This window comes from Pseudomonas sp. NPDC089741 (genome assembly GCF_044748825.1).
GTDB lineage: Bacteria > Pseudomonadota > Gammaproteobacteria > Pseudomonadales > Pseudomonadaceae > Aquipseudomonas > Aquipseudomonas helmanticensis.
In genome coordinates this window covers 68,878-87,836 of record NZ_JBIVGT010000008.1, presented here as the reverse complement: position 1 = coordinate 87,836, position 18,959 = coordinate 68,878, and the positions used below count along the sequence as shown (strand labels likewise).

Below are 18,959 nucleotides of genomic sequence, written 5' to 3'. Positions count from 1 at the left end.
CTCTCCCTTTGGGAGAGGGCTAGGGTGAGGGCCTTCTAACTGGCTCGCCGCTCAATCCCATGCTTACGCAGCTTCCTGTAAAGAGTATTGCGGCTGACACCCAGTTGCTGCGCCGTATGGGTCATGTGCCAGCGAGTTTGCTCCAGCACATTGAGCAAAGCCGACCGTTCGGCATCTTCCAGCGGATGATCGGACTCCTTAACCGCAAATACTGCCGGACTCCCCTGCCGAATCATCACCGGCAAATCCTCAATCCCGATCCGCCCCTCATCACACAACGCCGCCAGCGTGCGCAGGACATTGCGCAACTGCCGCACATTCCCCGGCCAGTTGAACGCCAGCAATGCCTGACGTGCCGGCTCTTCGATGAGGATCGTCTCACCGCCCGCCTCTTCAGCCAGCAGGAAATCCAGCAGCTGCGATTTATCACTGCGCTCGCGCAATGCCGGCAGCGCCACTTCCAGGCCATTCAAGCGGTAATACAAATCCTCACGGAAGCTGCCGTCGGCGACCCGCTCCAGCAGATTGCGGTGCGTGGCACTGATGATCCGCACGTTGACCGACTCCGGCTCGCCGCCGATCGGTACCACTTGCCGATCCTCCAGCACTCGCAACAATCTGGTCTGCAAGGCCAGTGGCATATCGCCGATTTCATCGAGGAACAACGTGCCGCCATCGGCCTGCTGCAACTTGCCGCGCATGCCGTCCTTTCTTGCGCCGGTGAAACTGCCGCCGCGATAGCCGAACAGTTCACTCTCGATCAGGCTCTCCGGGATGGCCGCGCAGTTGAGGGCGACGAAGGCGTTGCTTGAGCGCTGACTGGCTTGATGCACAGCCTTGGCGAAGGCCTCCTTGCCGGAGCCGGTTTCGCCGTTGATCAGCAGCGGCACATCGCGTTCGAACACACGCAACGACTTGCGGAAGTCGGCCTGCAACGCCTCATCACCAAGGCAAATGCCCGACAGGCGCGGAGCCTCAACCATAACTGGCGCAGGCATGCTCGGCGACGGTTTACGCGACTCTCCTCTCAGCACGGCAAACAAATGCCGGCCGTCGCGCGTGCGCAACGGCCAACTGGCGCTGGCATTGGCGCTGGCGCGGCCAAGCAGCTCATCCAGCGAACAATCGAAAAATGCCTCGACCGGTTTTCCCAATAGGCCTCCACGAATATGCCCGAGCAGGTTCAGCGCACTCTGATTGACCGCACTGATCCGCCCTTCCCCGTCAAACGCCAGCAGCCCCTCGCTGAACAGGCCGACGGACTCGGCCTGCAGATGAAAGCGCAGCAACCATTGGTTATCGAAACAACGCAGGAAATAACAGCTCTCGATCATCTTCGCCGACAGATTGACCAGCGCCATGGTGTGGAACTGGCTCTGCCGCGAAACGTCGTGCCGCGCGGAGGACACGTCGAGTACCGCCAGCAGTTCGCCATGAGGATCGAATACCGGGCTGGCCGAGCAGGTCAGGCCGGTGTGGCGCCCACGAAAGTGTTCGTCCTGATGGATGGTCAGCGCCTGGCGCTCGACCAGGCAGGTGCCGATGCCGTTGGTGCCTTCGCAGGCCTCGCTCCAGTCCGCCCCGAGCCAGAGGCCGGCGCGTTCGAATATCTTGCGTTCGGCAGGCGCGGTGACGCAGTTGAGGATCACCCCGCGCGCGTCGGTCAGCAGCACCGCATGGCCGGCGCCGGAGAGTTGTTGATGCAGGCTGCTCATTTCATTGCCGGCGATCTGCAGGACTTGTTGCAGACGTTCGCGACTTTCCAGTACGCGACCGTGTTCGAGCACGGTCGGCGCCATGGTCAGCGCCGGGTCGAGGTGATAGTCCTCAAGACAGCGCAGCCACGAGCGGGCAATCGACGGATCGGCACCCGGCCCGTGCATGTGCGGCTTGCCCTGGGTCGCGGTGAGAACCTGTTGGGCATGGCGACTCAAATGGTTGTCGTGCATTTCTTATTGTTCTCCATATTCCCCGTGTAGGAGCTGCCGAAGGCTGCGATCTGTTGATCTTGATCTGCAAAAAAGCAAAATCAAAAGATCGCAGCCTTCGGCAGCTCCTACAGGGGTTGCTGTGGGTTGAGGATCCTCCAGGTAAATGTGGATTGCAATGCTGGCGGGACCGGTCGGTCACTGGCTGTGCCGGAAGCGGTACAGACTGTCACCCCGTCTGTACCGAAACCATCACAGGCACAATCCGCTCGTCCGACAAAAACCCGCCAAGCCCTTGATTTACCTGAGCTGCACGGCGGTGGCCCGGCCTTTGCTCTACGCTTATAGCAAGCGCACTTGCGCGTTTCTCTAATAAGTACAAAGCCAAGGAGAACAACATCATGCGTTACGCTCACCCCGGTACTGAAGGCGCCAAAGTCTCGTTCAAGAGCAAGTACGGTAACTACATCGGCGGCGAGTTCGTCGCGCCTGTCAAAGGTCAGTACTTCACCAACACCTCGCCAGTGAATGGCCAACCGATTGCCGAATTCCCGCGTTCCACTGCCGAAGACATCGACAAGGCACTGGACGCCGCTCACGCCGCAGCCGATTCATGGGGTTCGACCTCCGTGCAGGCACGCTCGCTGATCCTGCTGAAAATCGCCGACCGCATCGAACAGAACCTCGAACTGCTGGCGATCACCGAAACCTGGGACAACGGCAAAGCCATCCGCGAAACCATCAACGCCGACATCCCGCTGGCGGCCGACCACTTCCGTTACTTCGCCGGTTGCCTGCGCGCCCAGGAAGGCAGCGCTGCCGAAATCGACGGCAACACCGTGGCTTATCACATTCATGAACCGCTGGGCGTGGTCGGTCAGATCATCCCGTGGAACTTCCCGATCCTGATGGCCGCGTGGAAACTCGCGCCAGCACTGGCCGCTGGCAACTGCGTGGTGCTCAAGCCTGCCGAGCAAACCCCGCTGGGCATTACCGTGTTGCTGGAACTGATCGGCGACCTGCTGCCACCCGGCGTGCTGAACATTGTTCAGGGCTATGGCAAAGAAGCCGGCGAAGCACTGGCGACCAGCAAACGCATCGCCAAGATCGCCTTCACCGGCTCGACTCCGGTCGGCTCGCACATCATGAAATGCGCGGCCGAGAACATCATTCCGTCGACCGTGGAACTGGGCGGCAAATCGCCGAACATCTTCTTCGAAGACATCATGCAGGCCGAACCGACTTTCATTGAGAAAGCTGCTGAGGGTCTGGTGCTGGCCTTCTTCAACCAAGGCGAAGTCTGCACCTGCCCATCGCGTGCACTGGTGCAGGAATCGATCTACGACGAGTTCATGGCCGTCGTCATGAAGAAAGTCCTGCAAATCAAACGCGGCGATCCGCTGGACACCGACACCATGGTCGGCGCGCAGGCATCCGAACAGCAATTCGACAAGATTCTTTCCTACCTGGAAATTGCCAAGGGCGAAGGCGCCGAACTGCTGACTGGCGGCAAGGTGGAAAAACTCGAGGGCAACCTGTCGACCGGCTATTACATCCAGCCGACCCTGCTCAAGGGCACCAACAAGATGCGCGTGTTCCAGGAAGAAATCTTCGGGCCGGTGGTGAGCATCACCACGTTCAAGGACGAAGCCGAAGCCCTAGCGATTGCCAACGACACCGAGTTCGGCCTCGGCGCCGGTCTGTGGACCCGCGACATCAACCGCGCTTATCGCATGGGCCGCGCGATCAAGGCCGGTCGCGTGTGGACCAACTGCTACCACCTGTACCCGGCGCATGCCGCGTTTGGCGGGTACAAGAAGTCTGGCGTTGGCCGTGAAACCCATAAAATGATGCTCGATCATTATCAGCAGACCAAAAACCTGCTGGTGAGCTACGACATCAATCCGTTGGGCTTCTTCTAAAACCTGAGGGCGACACGGATATTCCTGTGTCGCCCTCTCAACTGCTATCGCGAGCAGGCTCACTCCTACATTTGCACCGCATTCCTACTGTAGGAGTGAGCCTGCTCGCGATCAGCATCCTCCATGACACTACAAATAAGGTCTGGCCGCTCTGGCACGGCCCTTGCGTACCCGTTATTCAGGTTTTGCACTGAAATTGCCGCTGCGTGAACAGCACCCATCCACCCAACCGCCATACCCGAAAGTCCAACAAATCAAACAATAAAAAAGACAGCGAGGACTTATGACTTCCACCACACAGCTCAAACCCACACTCGGCACCCTGCATCTATGGGGCATAGCCGTCGGCCTGGTGATTTCCGGCGAATACTTCGGCTGGAGTTACGGCTGGGGCACCGCAGGCACCCTGGGTTTTCTGGTCACGGCGCTGATGGTCGCGACCATGTACACCTGCTTTATCTTCAGTTTCACCGAATTGACTACCGCGATCCCACACGCCGGCGGGCCGTTTGCCTACAGCCGGCGGGCGTTCGGCGAGAAAGGCGGATTGATCGCCGGCATCGCCACGCTGATCGAGTTCGTCTTTGCGCCGCCGGCCATCGCCATGGCCATCGGCGCCTACCTGAATGTGCAATATCCGGAGCTTGATCCGAAGATCGCCGCCGTCGGCGCGTACTTCGTGTTCATGACCCTGAATATTCTTGGCGTCAGCATCGCCGCGACATTCGAACTGGTGGTGACCGTGCTGGCCGTCGCCGAGTTGCTGGTGTTCATGGGCGTGGTCGCACCGGGTTTCAGCTTCAGTAATTTCGTGCTCAACGGCTGGTCGGGCTCGAATGAATTCAGCATGGCCTCGATCCCCGGGATCTTCGCGGCGATACCATTCGCGATCTGGTTCTTCCTCGCCATCGAGGGCGCGGCGATGGCGGCCGAAGAGGCGAAAGACCCGAAACGGACGATTCCCAAAGCCTATGTCAGCGGCATTCTGACCTTGGTATTTCTGGCGATCGGCGTGATGGTCATGGCCGGCGGCGTCGGCGACTGGCGTCAACTGTCGAACATCAACGATCCGCTGCCGCAGGCGATGAAAGCCGTGGTCGGCAACAATTCATCGTGGATGCACATGCTGGTATGGATCGGCCTGTTCGGGCTGGTGGCGAGTTTCCACGGGATCATCCTCGGTTATTCGCGGCAGTTCTTCGCCCTCGCCCGCGCCGGTTATCTGCCCAAAGGTTTGGCCAAACTCTCGCGCTTCCAGACCCCGCACCGGGCGATTCTGGCCGGTGGCGTGATCGGCATCGCGGCGATCTACAGCGACGGTCTGGTCAATCTGCAAGGCATGACCCTGACCGCAGCGATGATCACCATGTCAGTGTTCGGCGCGATCGTGATGTACATCATCAGCATGCTCAGCCTGTTCAAACTGCGCAAAACCGAGCCGAACCTGGAGCGCACCTTCCGTGCGCCGGGCTATCCGGTGGTGCCGGCGATCGCGCTGTTCCTGGCGGTGGTGTGCCTGATCGCGATGGCGTGGTTCAACACGCTGATCGGCTGCGTGTTCCTCGGTTTCATGGCCGCCGGTTACCTGTATTTCCAGCTGACCGCCAAGCAACGCGCCGATGCACCGGCAGACGCTATGCTCGAAGGTATCTAACTGCCATATAAAAGTGCACAGCGCCCCTTCAGGCACTGTGCTGGAACCCTGTAGGAACTGCCGCAGGCTGCGATCTTTTGATCTTGTTTTTAGAAAATCAACGTCAAAAGATCGCAGCCTTCGGCAGCTCCTACAGGGGGTTATTGTTTAGAGGAGGATATTGTGGCCGCATTCGCCCATTCCGTCGGCGCCCAGACCTATCGCTTCGACAGCCTCAAAGAGGTCATGGCCAAGGCCAGCCCTGCGCGTTCGGGGGATTTTCTTGCCGGCATCGCCGCGCTCAACGACGGCGAGCGCGTCGCCGCGCAAATGGCGCTGGCCGACATCCCGCTTACGCATTTTCTGCAGGAAGCGCTGATTCCCTATGAGTACGATGAAGTCACCCGACTGATCATCGACACTCACGACAAACAGGCGTTTGCCGTGGTCAGCCACCTCACCGTCGGCGGTTTTCGCGACTGGCTGCTCAGCGACGCCGCCGATGAAACCAGCCTGCGTAATCTCGCCCCCGGCCTGACCCCGGAAATGGTCGCCGCCGTATCGAAGATCATGCGCGTGCAGGATCTGGTGTTGGTGGCGCAGAAGATTCGCGTGGTGACGAAATTTCGCGGCACCCTCGGTCTGCGCGGGCGACTGTCGACCCGCCTGCAACCGAACCACCCGACCGACGAGCCTTCCGGCATCGCCGCGAGCATTCTCGACGGCCTGCTCTACGGTAATGGCGACGCGATGATCGGCATCAACCCGGCCACCGACAGCATCGCTTCGATCTGCGCGATGCTGGAGATGCTCGACGCGATCATCCAGCGCTACGACATCCCGACCCAAGCCTGCGTGCTGACCCACGTCACCACCTCCATTGAGGCGATCAATCGTGGCGTGCCGCTGGATCTGGTGTTTCAGTCCATCGCCGGCACCGAGGCGGCCAACGCCAGTTTCGGCATCAACCTCAACGTGTTGCAGGAAGGCTATGACGCCGGCCTGAGCCTGAATCGCGGCACGCTCGGGCAGAACCTGATGTATTTCGAAACCGGTCAGGGCAGCGCCTTGTCAGCCAACGCCCACCATGGCGTCGATCAACAGACCTGCGAGACGCGAGCCTACGCGGTGGCGCGACATTTCAAGCCGTTCCTGGTGAACACCGTCGTAGGATTTATCGGCCCGGAGTACCTCTACAACGGCAAACAAATCATCCGCGCCGGCCTCGAAGACCATTTCTGCGGCAAGTTGCTCGGCGTGCCGATGGGCTGCGACATCTGCTACACCAACCACGCCGAAGCCGATCAGGACGACATGGACACCCTGCTGACACTCCTCGGGGTCGCCGGGATCAACTTCATCATGGGCATCCCCGGCTCCGACGACATCATGCTCAACTACCAGACCACTTCGTTTCATGACGCGCTCTATGCGCGCCAGACCCTCGGCCTGAAACCAGCGCCGGAGTTTGAACAGTGGCTGGCCAACATGGGCATCTTCACGCAGGCCGACGGCAAGGTTCGTTTCGGCAACAATCTGCCACCGGCCTTCCGCCAGGCGCTGGCGCAACTGGGATGAGTGACATGGAAAAACCGCCCATCGACCCGCAAAATCCTTGGCTGGAGCTGCGCCGCCTGACCCCGGCGCGGATCGCCCTCGGCCGCACCGGCACCAGCCTGCCAACCCGCGCGCAACTGGATTTCCAGTTTGCCCATGCGCAAGCACGCGATGCGGTGCACCTGCCGTTCGACCATGCCGCACTCAGTACGCAATTGACTGAACGCGGGCGCGAGAGCCTGCTGCTGCACAGTGCGGCGCTGGATCGCAACAGCTACCTGCAACGCCCGGATCTGGGACGCAAACTGAGCGATGACTCGGCGCAAAGCCTGCGTGATTACACGGCGGCGCATCCCGGCGGCGTAGATCTGGCCATTGTCGTCGCGGACGGTTTGTCGGCGCTGGCGGTGCATCGGCATACCTTGCCGTTTCTTACCCGACTGGAAGAACAGATGAGCAGCGATGGCTGGTCGATCGCGCCCGTCGTGCTGGTGGAACAGGGGCGCGTCGCCGTCGGTGACGAAATTGGCCAATTGCTCGGCGCGAAAATGCTGGTGATGCTGATCGGCGAACGCCCCGGCCTCAGCTCGCCAGACAGCCTGGGTTTATATTTCACCTACAATCCAAAGGTCGGACTGACCGATGCCTACCGCAATTGCATCTCCAACGTGCGGCTCGAAGGCTTGAGCTACGGCATGGCGGCGCATCGCTTGCTGTACCTGATGCGGGAAGCCTGTCGGCGCCAGTTGTCGGGGGTCAATCTGAAGGACGAAGCACAGGTTCACACACTGGAGTCGGAAACCGGTGTCGACATGAAAGGAAACTTCCTACTCGGTCCGCCCGCAACCTGAACCGTTTCCGCATTGCGTTTCTGCGCTGGTTTCAGGCAGGATCGATGCACGGCCGCCAGGGTTTCCCAATCGCCGTCAGAGCAGTTGAAGACAGCCACTTGAAGACGAGACCTATCATGCGGATTATTCAAGCGACCCTCGAACATCTGGATTTGTTGACCCCGTTGTTCGTCAGATATCGCGAGTTCTACGGTTCCCTGCCTTATCCGGACTCCTCCCGCGCGTTTCTCGAAAAACGCCTGCGGCGCAAGGAATCGGTGATTTATCTGGCCCTGGCCGATGATGACGACAAGAAGCTGATGGGCTTCTGTCAGTTGTATCCAAGCTTTTCCTCGTTGTCGCTCAAGCGCGTGTGGATCCTCAACGACATCTATGTCGCCGAAGATGCCCGCCGCCAACTGGTCGCCGACAACCTGATCCGCACCGCGAAGAAAATGGCCAAGGAAACCCAGGCCGTGCGCATGCGCGTCTCCACCAGCAGCAATAACGAAGTCGCGCAGAAAACCTATGAATCCATCGGATTCAAGGAAGACACCGAGTTCAAGAACTACGTGCTGCCGATCAGCGACGAGCTCTGAAAATCAGAAGATCGCAGCCTGTAAGAGCTGCCGAAGGCTGCGATCTCTTCGCCCCACCCATCCCTGCTGTGTCCCTGACAAATTTTCACGCCCGACATCCCCCGCTACAAAACCAACACGCTTTTCATCTCTCAAACCGTATAATCCCGAGCTTTCCGGCTTGTAAGAAAAACTACACCTGGCTGTAGGCTTACACCCGATCCACCCGCACAGACCCGCTGAGTCGGGCCGTCACCACAGGTGCCCCCATGGATTTCAACCCGCTCGACCTTATCCTGCATCTCGACGTCTACCTCGATCTGCTGGTGAACAACTACGGGCCATGGATCTACGCCATCCTGTTTCTGGTGATTTTCTGCGAAACCGGTCTGGTGGTGATGCCGTTCCTGCCGGGTGACTCGCTGTTGTTCATTGCCGGTGCCGTGGCAGCGGGCGGCGGAATGGACCCGGTATTGCTCGGTGGTTTGCTGATGCTCGCGGCGATACTCGGTGACAGCACCAACTACGTGATCGGACGAACGGCGGGCGAACGCTTGTTCAGCAACCCGAACTCGAAAATCTTCCGCCGCGACTATCTGCAGAAAACCCACGACTTCTATGACAAGCACGGTGGCAAGACCGTGACCCTGGCGCGTTTCCTGCCGATCATTCGTACCTTTGCCCCGTTCGTCGCCGGCGTGGCGAAGATGCCGTACCCGCGTTTCTTCGGTTTCAGCGTACTTGGCACGATCCTCTGGGTCGGCGGTCTGGTGACACTGGGCTACTTCTTCGGCAACGTACCGTTCATCAAGAAAAACCTGTCGTTGCTGGTCGTGGCAATCATCCTGCTGTCGCTGGTGCCGATGATCCTCGGCGTGGTTCGCAGCCGTTTCGGCGGCACCAAAGCGCAATCGCACTAAGCCCGTGTGGTCGCTGAGCGCCTGGCGTCGCCGGCGCATCCTCGCGAAGCACCCGATTGCCGACGACCTGTGGCAACGGGTGCGCCATCACCTGAGTTTTCTCGACGGCATCAGCAGCGCTGAAGACCAGTGGCTGCGCGAGGCCTGCGTATTATTTCTCGAAGAAAAACACCTGACCGCCCTGCCCGGCGTCGAACTGCACCAGGAACAACGCCTGTTGCTCGCGGCCCAGGCACAATTGCCGCTGCTCAATCTGGGCGATTTGAACTGGTATCAGGGCTTTCACGAGATCGTCCTCTATCCCGATGACTTCCTCAGCCCGCAGCGCCATCGCGATGCCAGCGGCGTCGAACACGAGTGGGACGGCGAGCACAGCGGCGAGGCTTGGCAGCAGGGGCCGATCATTCTCGCGTGGCCCGGTGTGATGGCCAGTGGTGGCTGGGAAGGTTACAACCTGGTGATCCACGAACTGGCGCACAAACTCGACATGCTCAACGGTGACGCCAACGGCCTGCCGCCGCTGCACACTGACATGCGCGTCAGCGACTGGGCCGAAGTCATGCAAAACGCCTACGACGACCTCAACCGCCAGCTCGACCGCAATCCCGACGCCGAAACCGCCATCGACCCCTACGCCGCCGAAAACCCCGCCGAGTTCTTCGCTGTCACCAGCGAATACTTCTTCAGCGCCCCGGATCTGCTCGAAGAGGCTTATCCACAGGTCTATGCGCAGCTCAGGCTTTTCTACCGTCAGGATCCGTTGGGCAGATTGCGGCAACTTCAGGCGACAGACCCGGTCTATCAGGCTCACGACTGAGCGCTGCACGACTTTCGCTGCATGGCGTCGACGGCAGAATATGCCTATAATCGCCGCCACTTTTTGGTCAATCCGGCCAAGTGTTTTTGGTCAACTACGGGGGCAACGCCCAATGAGCTACAGCAAGATTCCGGCTGGCAAAGACCTGCCGAACGACATCTACGTCGCGATCGAGATCCCGGCCAACCACGCGCCGATCAAATACGAAATCGACAAAGACAGCGATTGCCTGTTCGTTGACCGTTTCATGGCCACCCCAATGTTCTACCCGGCCAACTACGGTTACATCCCGAACACCCTGGCTGACGACGGTGATCCCCTCGACGTGCTGGTTGTGACCCCTTACCCGGTTGCTCCAGGCTCGGTGATCCGCGCGCGTCCAGTCGGCATCCTGAACATGACCGACGACGGCGGCGGCGACGCCAAGGTCATCGCAGTCCCACACGACAAGCTGTCCCAGCTGTACGTCGATGTGAAGGAATACACCGACCTGCCGCCACTGCTGATCCAGCAGATCGAGCACTTCTTCGCGAACTACAAAGATCTCGAAAAAGGCAAATGGGTCAAGATCGAAGGCTGGGCCGGTGCAGACGCCGCCCGCGACGCGATCACCAAGTCGGTTGCTGCCTACAAAGGCTGATAACCTGCGACCTGCGTGATGCTTGAAGAAAACCCCGGTTACACGGGGTTTTTTGTGCGCGAGAACCTGCGCATTAAACGGATCGTTTAAATTCTGCACGACGCAGTTTTAACCTGTTTAATTTCCTACAAGAACGTCTTACATCCCGTCGCAAAATTCAGCCCGTTTTTGAACGCCCGGTTTATTCAAACCGCTCTGGCACGGCCGTAGACTCTGTGTTTATGAGAACGAACACTAGCGGTCCAAGATTCAAGGCACTCCTGGAAGCAGCGAACATCACCACCACGGGTTTCGCAAAGTTCTGGGGCACGGAAGCCCAAAATGTCCACAACTGGTACACCCGGGGCGTCCCGGCGTATCGCATGGAAGAAGTCTCACGCCTGCTGTCCGTCAACAGCGAATGGCTGAAAACCGGCGAAGGCAGCAAAGAATCGCCCAGCCTCAACGCACCCGCCAGCAACGGCGACACCTTCGACGCCCAGGCCATTCGCGGCGTCTACACGGTCATCGATCCCAACGACATCAATCTGACGTTCTTCAAGGAAACCCCGCTCAGCAACGGCTCGGGCAAAACCCACGTCATCCAGGACCCTGAGCAGTCGATCCGCCTGCTGCGCAGCCACCTGGATCAACTCGAAGTCAGACACGCCGACGCCATCTGCGCCCACATGATCGGCAACAGCATGGCCGAACGCATCGAAGACGGCTCCGTCGTCGCCATCGACCGAGGCCTGACACAAGTCGTCGACGGCGAAATCTACGCCATCGAACACGACGGCATGTTGCGCATCAAATACCTGCACCGCATGCCCGGCAACGGCTTGCGACTGCGCAGCCACAACAGCGCCGAATACCCGGACGAAGTATTCCGCCCGGCGCAGATTGAAGAGCAAAGGATTCACATATTGGGCTGGGTGTTCTGGTGGTCGACCGTGGGCAAACGCCGGCCGGTGGTGCCGTTTCTCTGATCTGACGGCCAGCACCTCCCCCTGTAGGAGTGAGCCTGCTCGCGATGAGGCCCTGAAATACAGTACAAATCCCCAATTTCTACTGCAGCAGTCGCTCTAAACCGCACTTCAGACTGGGAATTCACAGCAAAACTCAGTATCCTGCGCCCCACATTTGCGCATCGACCCGCCCCGCGGCTCAGAGAGCGTCCGACGCGGCAGACCAACGTCTGACCAAGTCCCACAGCCGGACGCAGATCCGGATGTACGTTTTGAAGGCTGGCAAGGCTTACCAAAAATAGGCCAAGCCAGTCCCCGAGAAGCCGGCCACAAGCCGGCTTTTTAATGCCTGAAACCCGCGCAGGGCAAGGGCTCGAGCAAAAACACCATCTTTGACCCACACTTTGACCCACACCCAAACGCTGGGTTAGCCGCTGCTCCTTCGACTTTACTTCTTTGACTCCAGCGGCTCAGCTCGACCAGTAGCCGCCCGAGGGCGATAGGCACAAAACGGCCAAAAGCGGCCCCCGCTCAGCGGCTGTTCACAACCTAAAGCGGACGCTCCTGACGGGCGCCCTCGAGTGTTAGACTCGCGCTTTTTCCCCTACTCTAAGGAGTTGTTGCGTGAATACGGAAAATCATTCCCAGACGGCCGCTTTTCTCTGGTCGATTGCCGATCTGTTACGCGGTGACTTCAAGCAGTCTCAGTACGGTCGCATCATCTTGCCATTCACCCTGCTGCGGCGCATGGAGTGTGTGCTGGCGCCGACCAAGGATGCCGTGATTCGCGAGTTCTACGCCCAGGAAGGCCGCCCAGACACCGTACGTGAAATGTATATGCTGCGTGCAGCCGGTGGCCTGCAGTTTTTCAACGCCTCGTCGCTGACACTCGGCACTCTGTCAGATACCCAGACTCCAGCCGACCTGATGAGCTATGTGCAGGCCTTCAGCAAGGACGCCCGCGAGATATTCGAGCACTTCCACTTTGAAGATTTTGTTCAGCAGCTGGCCAGCGCTAACCTGCTCTATCAGGTTGTGCAACGGTTTGCTGCCACCGACCTGAGCCCCGAGCGCATCAGTAACTTCGGCATGGGCATCATCTTTGAAGAGCTGATCCGCAAGTTTGCCGAAAGCTCCAACGAAACCGCTGGTGAGCATTTCACCCCACGCGATATCGTGCACCTCACTACATCGCTGGTAATCACCGATCAAGACCACAAACTCGCACCCCACAGCATCGTCACCATTTATGACCCAACGGCGGGCACGGGCGGATTTCTGTCCGAGGGTGATGAATACATCCAGCTCATCAGCAAAAAGGTCAGCGTATCTTTGCACGGCCAAGAGCTGAATCCCGAGTCCTACGCCATCTGTAAAGCGGACATGCTGATAAAGGGCCAGGACGTGGCCAGCATCAAGTTCGGCAACACGCTGTCCAACGACCAACTGGCCGACAAGCACTTCGACTTCATGCTCAGCAACCCGCCGTTCGGCGTGGAATGGAAGAAGGTGCAAAAGCAGATCACCGACGAGCACAGCCACAAGGGTTTCGACGGCCGCTTCGGCCCCGGTCTGCCACGGGTGTCCGACGGCTCGCTGCTGTTCCTCCTGCATCTGGTCAGCAAGATGCGCGACCCGCGCGAAGGTGGCTCGCGCATAGGCATCATCCTCAACGGTTCGCCGTTGTTTAACGGCGCCGCCGGCTCAGGTGAGTCGGAGATTCGCCGCCACTTGCTGCAAAACGATCTGGTCGAAGCTATCGTCGCGCTGCCAATGGATATGTTCTACAACACTGGCATCGCCACCTATGTGTGGATACTCAGCAACCACAAAACCGTCGCGCGCCAGGGTAAGGTGCAATTGATCGACGGCAGTCAGTACTTTGCCAAAATGCGCAAATCGTTGGGCAGCAAACGCCAGTACATCACCGAGGATCAAATCAGTGACTTGGTGCGCTTATATGGCTGCTTCGAGACAACCGCGCAGAGCAAAATCTTTCCCATCGACGCCTTCGGTTACCGACGAATCACCGTCGAGCGCCCGCTGCGCCTGAACTTTCAGACCACCGCCGAACGCATCGGCAAAGTGCTGGAAGCAAAAGCCCTGCAGAAGCTCAACAGCGCCACTCAGCAGCAGCTGATGAACGCCCTGCAAGCCATGGACGCGAGTGTGCTGCACCGCAACCGCGAACAGTTCAGCAAACTGCTCAAAAAAGTCCTGAGTGACCACGACGTATTTCCCACCACGGCGGAGCTCAAGGCGCTACTCAACGCCCTGAGCGAACGCGACCCCGAGGCGGATATCTGCAAGTCCAATGGCCAGATGGAAGCGGACGCTGGTCTGCGCGACTACGAGAACGTTCCCCTGGGTGAGTCTGTCTACGACTATTTTCAGCGCGAAGTCATCCCTCATGTACCGGACGCCTGGATCGACGAAGGCAAAACCGATGCCCAGGATGGCGAAGTCGGCATAGTCGGCTTCGAGATACCATTCAACCGGCACTTTTACGTGTTCCAGCCGCCGCGCCCGCTAGACGAAATTGACCGCGACCTCAAGGCCTGCACCGACCACATCAAACAAATGATCGAGGGGCTGTCGGCATGACGTTTCCAGCGTACCCCGTTTATAAGGATTCGGGAGTAGAGTGGCTCGGAGGGGTTCCGGAGCATTGGGTAGAGAAACCTTTCTTCAGCCTGCTCAGCGAAAGAAATGAATCAAATGCTGGCATGAAACAGAACAATCTCTTGTCTCTTAGTTACGGGCGTATTATCAATAAAGACATCAATTCGCTTGAAGGCTTACTGCCTGCATCATTCGAAATTTACCAAGTTGTATATCCCGGCGACATCGTATTTCGACTGACCGACTTGCAGAACGACAAGAAAAGCCTGCGAAGTGCTGTTGTCCGCACGCCTGGAATTATAACCTCTGCATATCTCGCAGTAATATGCAGGAAAATTCTACCTGAATTCGCGAACCACCTATTCAGGGCTTATGACAACATTAAGGTTTTTTACTCAATGGGCGGTGGACTAAGGCAGTCCATGAAGTACAGCGATATGAAGTGGCTGCCGATATTCCTTCCTAATGAGAGAGAACAAGCCCAAATTGCACGCTTCCTGGACCACGAAACCGTCCGCGTCGACGCGCTTATCGAAGAGCAACTGCGCCTGATCGAACTCCTCAAGGAAAAGCGCCAGGCCGTGATTTCCCACGCCGTCATTAAAGGCCTCGACCCTAAGGCACAAATGAAAGACTCCGGCGTGGAGTGGTTGGGCGAGGTTCCAGATTCCTGGGTTTTGCCAAAGCTCGGTCATATTGCAAGAGTAATAAACGGTTCTACACCTAGTCGAGATAACACTGAATACTGGACTGAAGGCGATATCCCTTGGGTTGCATCAGGAGCATTGAATGACTACCAAATAAGTTCAGCATCTGAGTTTATTACTAGGAAAGCACTCGCCGAATGCTCGGTTGAGATGATTCCTCAGGGCGCAGTTCTAATTGGTCTTGTAGGGCAAGGAAAGACCAGAGGGTTGGCTGCCTTGCTAAACATTGAAGCTACAATAAATCAGAATGTTTGCGCAGTTATTCCTGATCAAAGAAAAGTTCTTCCAAGCTTTTTACACCTTTATCTGCACTGCCTCTATGAGCCTTTGAGAGACTTTGGTCGAGGAGCGAATCAGGCAGCGCTAAATTGCGAACTCGTTTCTTCGTTGCGCATCCCGCTTCCTAGTCTAGAGGAGCAGGGCCAGATCGTTCGGCACGTTGAGCATAGTCTGATTGCTTTCCAAACTTTGGAGCATCATGCTCAGATCTCAATCGCCTTGATGCAAGAACGCCGCTCCGCCCTTATCTCCGCCGCCGCTACCGGCAAGATAGACGTACGCGGCTGGCAGCCACCACCCAGTACGCCCACCCCTGAACTAGTACAAGAGGCCATGTAATGGCGGACAGCAAGGAAGCGCAATTCCAGAAGGACATTACTGACGCCCTAGCTGCGCAGGGCTGGCTAGTTGGCACAACCAGCGGCTACGACCGGCGCACAGCACTGTATACCGAAGATGTGCTGGGTTACTTCAAGGACGCTTGGCCAGAACGTTGGGACAAGTTCACCAAGGCCAACCCGAATGCACCTGAAGACGTGCTGGTGCAGAAAGTGGTGCGCGAGTTGGAGCAGAGCGGCACCCTGGATGTGTTACGCCATGGCTTCAAGCTTCCTGCGGTGAAGGTGGACCTGTGTAGCTTTCAGCCCGACCATGGTATGAACCCGGATACCTTGAAGCGCTACCAGTGCAACCGCCTGCGCGTGGTGCCGGAGGTTTCCTACTCACCGCATGCGCGTGAGTCTGGGAGTAACGGGCAGAGTTACAATCCACGGCTGGATCTGGTGTTATTCGTCAATGGTATACCCACTGCCACGATGGAGTTAAAAAGCGAATTCAAGCAGTCGGTGGAAAACGCCAAGCGCCAGTACCGCTACGATCGCCCCGCTAAAGACCCGCTGACGCGCAAGCCTGAGCCACTGTTGACCTTCAAGCGTGGCGCGTTGGTGCATTTTGCCGTAGGGCAGAATGAGGTTGCGATGACCACTAAACTGGCGGGCAAGGACACCTTCTTCCTGCCCTTTAACCTCGGCAGTGAGGAAGGCGGTGCTGGCAACCCAATGCCTGACGACGACAGCCAGTACGCCACCGGCTACCTGTGGCAAAGGCTATTGCAACCAGATGCCTGGCTCAAGGTGCTGGGACGCTTTATGCACTTGGACAAAAAAACCAGCGAAGGCTTCGACGGCAAGTTGGTTACCAAGGAAACGATGATCTTCCCGCGTTACCACCAATGGGAAGTAGTCAACAAGCTGGTCAACACCACCCACGCCGAAGGACCTGGCAAGCGCTATTTAATCCAGCACAGCGCCGGCTCTGGCAAGTCCAACTCCATTGCGTGGACTGCGCATCAACTGGCGTCACTATACGACAGTACCGGCCAACGCTTATTCAACTCGGTAGTCGTGGTCACCGACCGCACAGTGTTAGATAGCCAGTTGCAGAACACCATCTACCAGTTCGAGCACGCCCAGGGCGTGGTCAAACCGATCAGTCGTGATGTCGGCAGCCAGAGCAAGTCGGAACAACTGGCTCAGGCGCTGGCTGAGCAGACGCGCATCATCATCGTCACCATTCAGACTTTTCCGGCGTTGTTCGATGCCCTAGACAAGTACCCCAAGCTGGCTAGCGGGCGTTATGCGGTAATCGCTGACGAGGCGCATTCCTCGCAAACTGGCTCGTCAGCCAGCAAGCTGAAACAGATTCTAGGCAGCGATGCGCTGGACGCCGAGGAAGTCAGCGCCGAAGAGTTGTTGGACGCCGCCGTGCAGGCGCGCCAACCGAATGAGCGCATCAGTTACTACGCCTTCACCGCCACGCCCAAGGCCAAGACCCTGGAGCTGTTCGGTCGCCCGGCCGACCCCACGCTGCCGGCCAGTTCCAGCAACAAGCCAGAGGCTTTTCATCTGTATTCCATGCGCCAGGCTATCGAGGAGGGTTTCATTCTCGACGTGCTGCGTAATTACACCACCTACAGCACTGCCTGGAAGATCGCCCACCCGGATGGCAAAGACGACGAGGTGGACAGTAAGAAGGCGCGCATCAAGCTAGCGCGCTGGGTGCGCTTGCATCCATACAACATCAATCAAAAGGTTGAAGTGATCGTCGAGCACTTCCGCGCCAATATCCGCAATCTGCTCAATGGCCAGGCCAAGGCCATGGTGGTGACCAGCAGCCGCCAGGAAGCGGTGCGTTACCAGTTGGCCGTGAGAGCCTATGTACAGCAAATGGGTTACAACGATGTGCACCCGCTGGTGGCGTTCTCCGGCAGCGTGCTACCGGATGAGGTGATCCCCGAAGAGGTGACGGAAAGCAGCAGCCTGCTCAACCCTGGCCTGAATGGTCGCGACCTGGCAGTGGCGTTCGACACCCAAGACTTCAACGTAATGATCGCAGCCAACAAGTATCAGACTGGCTTCGATCAGCCAAAGCTGTGTGCCATGTACGTGGACAAGAAGTTGCAAGGCGTGGACTGCGTGCAGACCCTATCGCGGCTGAACCGCACTTTCGGTGACAGCAAGGAAACCTTCATCCTCGATTTCTTCAACGAGCCGCAGGATATCCTCGACGCCTTCTTACCGTACTACACCAAGGCCGAGCTGACCGATGTCACCGACCCGCAGATCATCTATGACCTGCAGAAGAAGCTGGATGCCGAAGGGATCTACCACTGGCAGGAGGTCGAGGCGTTCGCCATGGCCTTCTTCGACCCCAAGGCGGCGGCCAGCAAGCTCAGCTACTACTGCACTCCGGCAAAGGAGCGCTTCGCCAAGCGCTACGCCTTCTCGGTGGAGTCACGCCAACAGGCGCTGGACTTCAAGCGCACGGCCGAAGCTAACGGCGACAGTACAGGCCTGAAAAAAGCCGAGCACGCACTGAAAGAGGCCGGCGAGCAGATCGATGAACTTGACCTCTTCCGAAAGAATCTGCAGAGCTTCGTGCGCCTTTACGAGTTCCTCTCGCAGATCGTGCCATATGAGGACCGCGAACTTGAGCAACTCTGCGTGTACGCCAAGCACCTGCATCCTCTGCTGGGCGTGGATCGCCTGCAACAAGACGACGTGGATGTGGGCGAGCTTCAACTGAGCCATTACCGCCTGAGCAAACGCGCCGAACACCAACTACGGCTGAACGAGGAAGAAGGCGAATACACCCTCAAACCTGGCAGTGATGTGGGCAGCGGCAAGCCCCATGACCCGGAGAAAAAGCGCTTGTCGGAAATCATTGAGGCGCTGAACGATATCTTCGGTGCAGAGGTGAGCGATGACGACCAGTTGCAGTTCCTCACCGGTATCGCCCAGCGCATCAGCCGCCAGGAAGATGTGATGGCACAAGTGAACAACCACTCAGAGGATCAAGTGATGCACGGACTGTTCCCCAAGCGCGTGCTGGACACCGTACTGGATGCAATGACCGACCACGAGAAACTGTCGCTGGAAGTGCTGGATAACGAGACCAAGAGCCGTGCCTTTGCCTTGGTGATTCTAAAGATGTTGAAATCGGCAACCGACTTTAATGAATCCGGTTTGCGCGATGCCTGAGACCATATAAATCGCATCAACGAATGCTTGGCATACGTTA

General features: G+C 58.2%; 13 protein-coding genes. 12 read left to right on the top strand and 1 reads right to left on the bottom strand.

Annotated features, from left to right (window positions below; all coding sequences use genetic code 11):
* Nucleotides 1-35 precede the first annotated feature (35 nt).
* Nucleotides 36-1,949, bottom strand: a complete 1,914-nt coding sequence (locus ACIPZE_RS11200) for a sigma-54-dependent Fis family transcriptional regulator (RefSeq protein ID WP_400772873.1) — start codon at nt 1,947-1,949, stop codon at nt 36-38.
* 380 nt (nt 1,950-2,329) lie between these two features.
* On the opposite strand from ACIPZE_RS11200, the gene ACIPZE_RS11195 reads away from it, so the two are divergent.
* The 12 genes from ACIPZE_RS11195 to ACIPZE_RS11140 all read left to right on the top strand — a co-directional run bounded on the left by ACIPZE_RS11195 (nt 2,330) and on the right by ACIPZE_RS11140 (nt 18,919).
* A complete protein-coding gene (locus ACIPZE_RS11195) occupies nt 2,330-3,850 on the top strand; it encodes an aldehyde dehydrogenase family protein (protein WP_400772871.1) in 1,521 nt (506 codons plus the stop codon).
* Between the two features lie 283 nt (nt 3,851-4,133).
* Nucleotides 4,134-5,504 (top strand): ethanolamine permease, encoded by a 1,371-nt coding sequence (eat, locus tag ACIPZE_RS11190; protein WP_129395681.1) that lies wholly within the window; start codon nt 4,134-4,136, stop codon nt 5,502-5,504.
* Between the two features lie 162 nt (nt 5,505-5,666).
* Nucleotides 5,667-7,061 carry an ethanolamine ammonia-lyase subunit EutB gene (locus tag ACIPZE_RS11185; RefSeq protein ID WP_400772869.1) on the top strand — a complete coding sequence of 465 codons (1,395 nt, stop codon included), beginning with the start codon at nt 5,667-5,669 and terminating at the stop codon, nt 7,059-7,061.
* Nucleotides 7,058-7,891 carry an ethanolamine ammonia-lyase subunit EutC gene (eutC, locus tag ACIPZE_RS11180; protein ID WP_400772867.1) on the top strand — a complete coding sequence of 278 codons (834 nt, stop codon included), beginning with the start codon at nt 7,058-7,060 and terminating at the stop codon, nt 7,889-7,891. The genes ACIPZE_RS11185 and eutC overlap by 4 nt, the downstream gene beginning before the upstream one ends.
* Nucleotides 7,892-8,007: 116 nt before the next feature.
* Nucleotides 8,008-8,469 (top strand): N-acetyltransferase, encoded by a 462-nt coding sequence (locus tag ACIPZE_RS11175; protein ID WP_129395684.1) that lies wholly within the window; start codon nt 8,008-8,010, stop codon nt 8,467-8,469.
* A 248-nt stretch (nt 8,470-8,717) separates the two neighbouring features.
* Entirely contained in the window at nt 8,718-9,368 is a 651-nt protein-coding gene (locus ACIPZE_RS11170) for a DedA family protein (protein WP_127929924.1), read from the top strand.
* Between the two features lie 4 nt (nt 9,369-9,372).
* Complete coding sequence (locus ACIPZE_RS11165; protein ID WP_283438797.1) at nt 9,373-10,185, top strand: zinc-dependent peptidase; 813 nt, start codon at nt 9,373-9,375, stop codon at nt 10,183-10,185.
* Between the two features lie 112 nt (nt 10,186-10,297).
* Nucleotides 10,298-10,825 (top strand): inorganic diphosphatase, encoded by a 528-nt coding sequence (ppa, locus tag ACIPZE_RS11160; protein ID WP_008052339.1) that lies wholly within the window; start codon nt 10,298-10,300, stop codon nt 10,823-10,825.
* A gap of 221 nt (nt 10,826-11,046) precedes the next feature.
* Entirely contained in the window at nt 11,047-11,793 is a 747-nt protein-coding gene (locus ACIPZE_RS11155; RefSeq protein WP_400772864.1) for a helix-turn-helix transcriptional regulator, read from the top strand.
* A gap of 603 nt (nt 11,794-12,396) precedes the next feature.
* The gene (locus ACIPZE_RS11150; protein ID WP_400772862.1) at nt 12,397-14,376 is read left to right on the top strand and encodes an N-6 DNA methylase; all 1,980 of its coding nucleotides are present in this window, start codon (nt 12,397-12,399) and stop codon (nt 14,374-14,376) included.
* Nucleotides 14,373-15,719: a restriction endonuclease subunit S gene (locus ACIPZE_RS11145; protein WP_400772860.1), complete on the top strand. Its 1,347-nt coding sequence runs from the start codon at nt 14,373-14,375 to the stop codon at nt 15,717-15,719. The genes ACIPZE_RS11150 and ACIPZE_RS11145 overlap by 4 nt, the downstream gene beginning before the upstream one ends.
* Entirely contained in the window at nt 15,719-18,919 is a 3,201-nt protein-coding gene (locus ACIPZE_RS11140; RefSeq protein ID WP_400772858.1) for a type I restriction endonuclease subunit R, read from the top strand. Before ACIPZE_RS11145 ends, ACIPZE_RS11140 begins: the two co-directional genes overlap by 1 nt.
* Nucleotides 18,920-18,959 lie beyond the last annotated feature (40 nt).

Bases quoted from the DNA above. Each gene is read 5' to 3' on its own strand.
- ACIPZE_RS11145 (WP_400772860.1), top strand. From the start codon at position 14,373: ATGACGTTTCCAGCGTACCCCGTTTATAAGGATTCGGGAGTAGAGTGG.
- ACIPZE_RS11155 (WP_400772864.1), top strand. From the start codon at position 11,047: ATGAGAACGAACACTAGCGGTCCAAGATTCAAGGCACTCCTGGAAGCA.
- ACIPZE_RS11200 (WP_400772873.1), bottom strand. From the start codon at position 1,949: ATGCACGACAACCATTTGAGTCGCCATGCCCAACAGGTTCTCACCGCG.
- ACIPZE_RS11170 (WP_127929924.1), top strand. From the start codon at position 8,718: ATGGATTTCAACCCGCTCGACCTTATCCTGCATCTCGACGTCTACCTC.
- eat (WP_129395681.1), top strand. From the start codon at position 4,134: ATGACTTCCACCACACAGCTCAAACCCACACTCGGCACCCTGCATCTA.
- ACIPZE_RS11175 (WP_129395684.1), top strand. From the start codon at position 8,008: ATGCGGATTATTCAAGCGACCCTCGAACATCTGGATTTGTTGACCCCG.
- ACIPZE_RS11195 (WP_400772871.1), top strand. From the start codon at position 2,330: ATGCGTTACGCTCACCCCGGTACTGAAGGCGCCAAAGTCTCGTTCAAG.
- eutC (WP_400772867.1), top strand. From the start codon at position 7,058: ATGAGTGACATGGAAAAACCGCCCATCGACCCGCAAAATCCTTGGCTG.
- ppa (WP_008052339.1), top strand. From the start codon at position 10,298: ATGAGCTACAGCAAGATTCCGGCTGGCAAAGACCTGCCGAACGACATC.
- ACIPZE_RS11140 (WP_400772858.1), top strand. From the start codon at position 15,719: ATGGCGGACAGCAAGGAAGCGCAATTCCAGAAGGACATTACTGACGCC.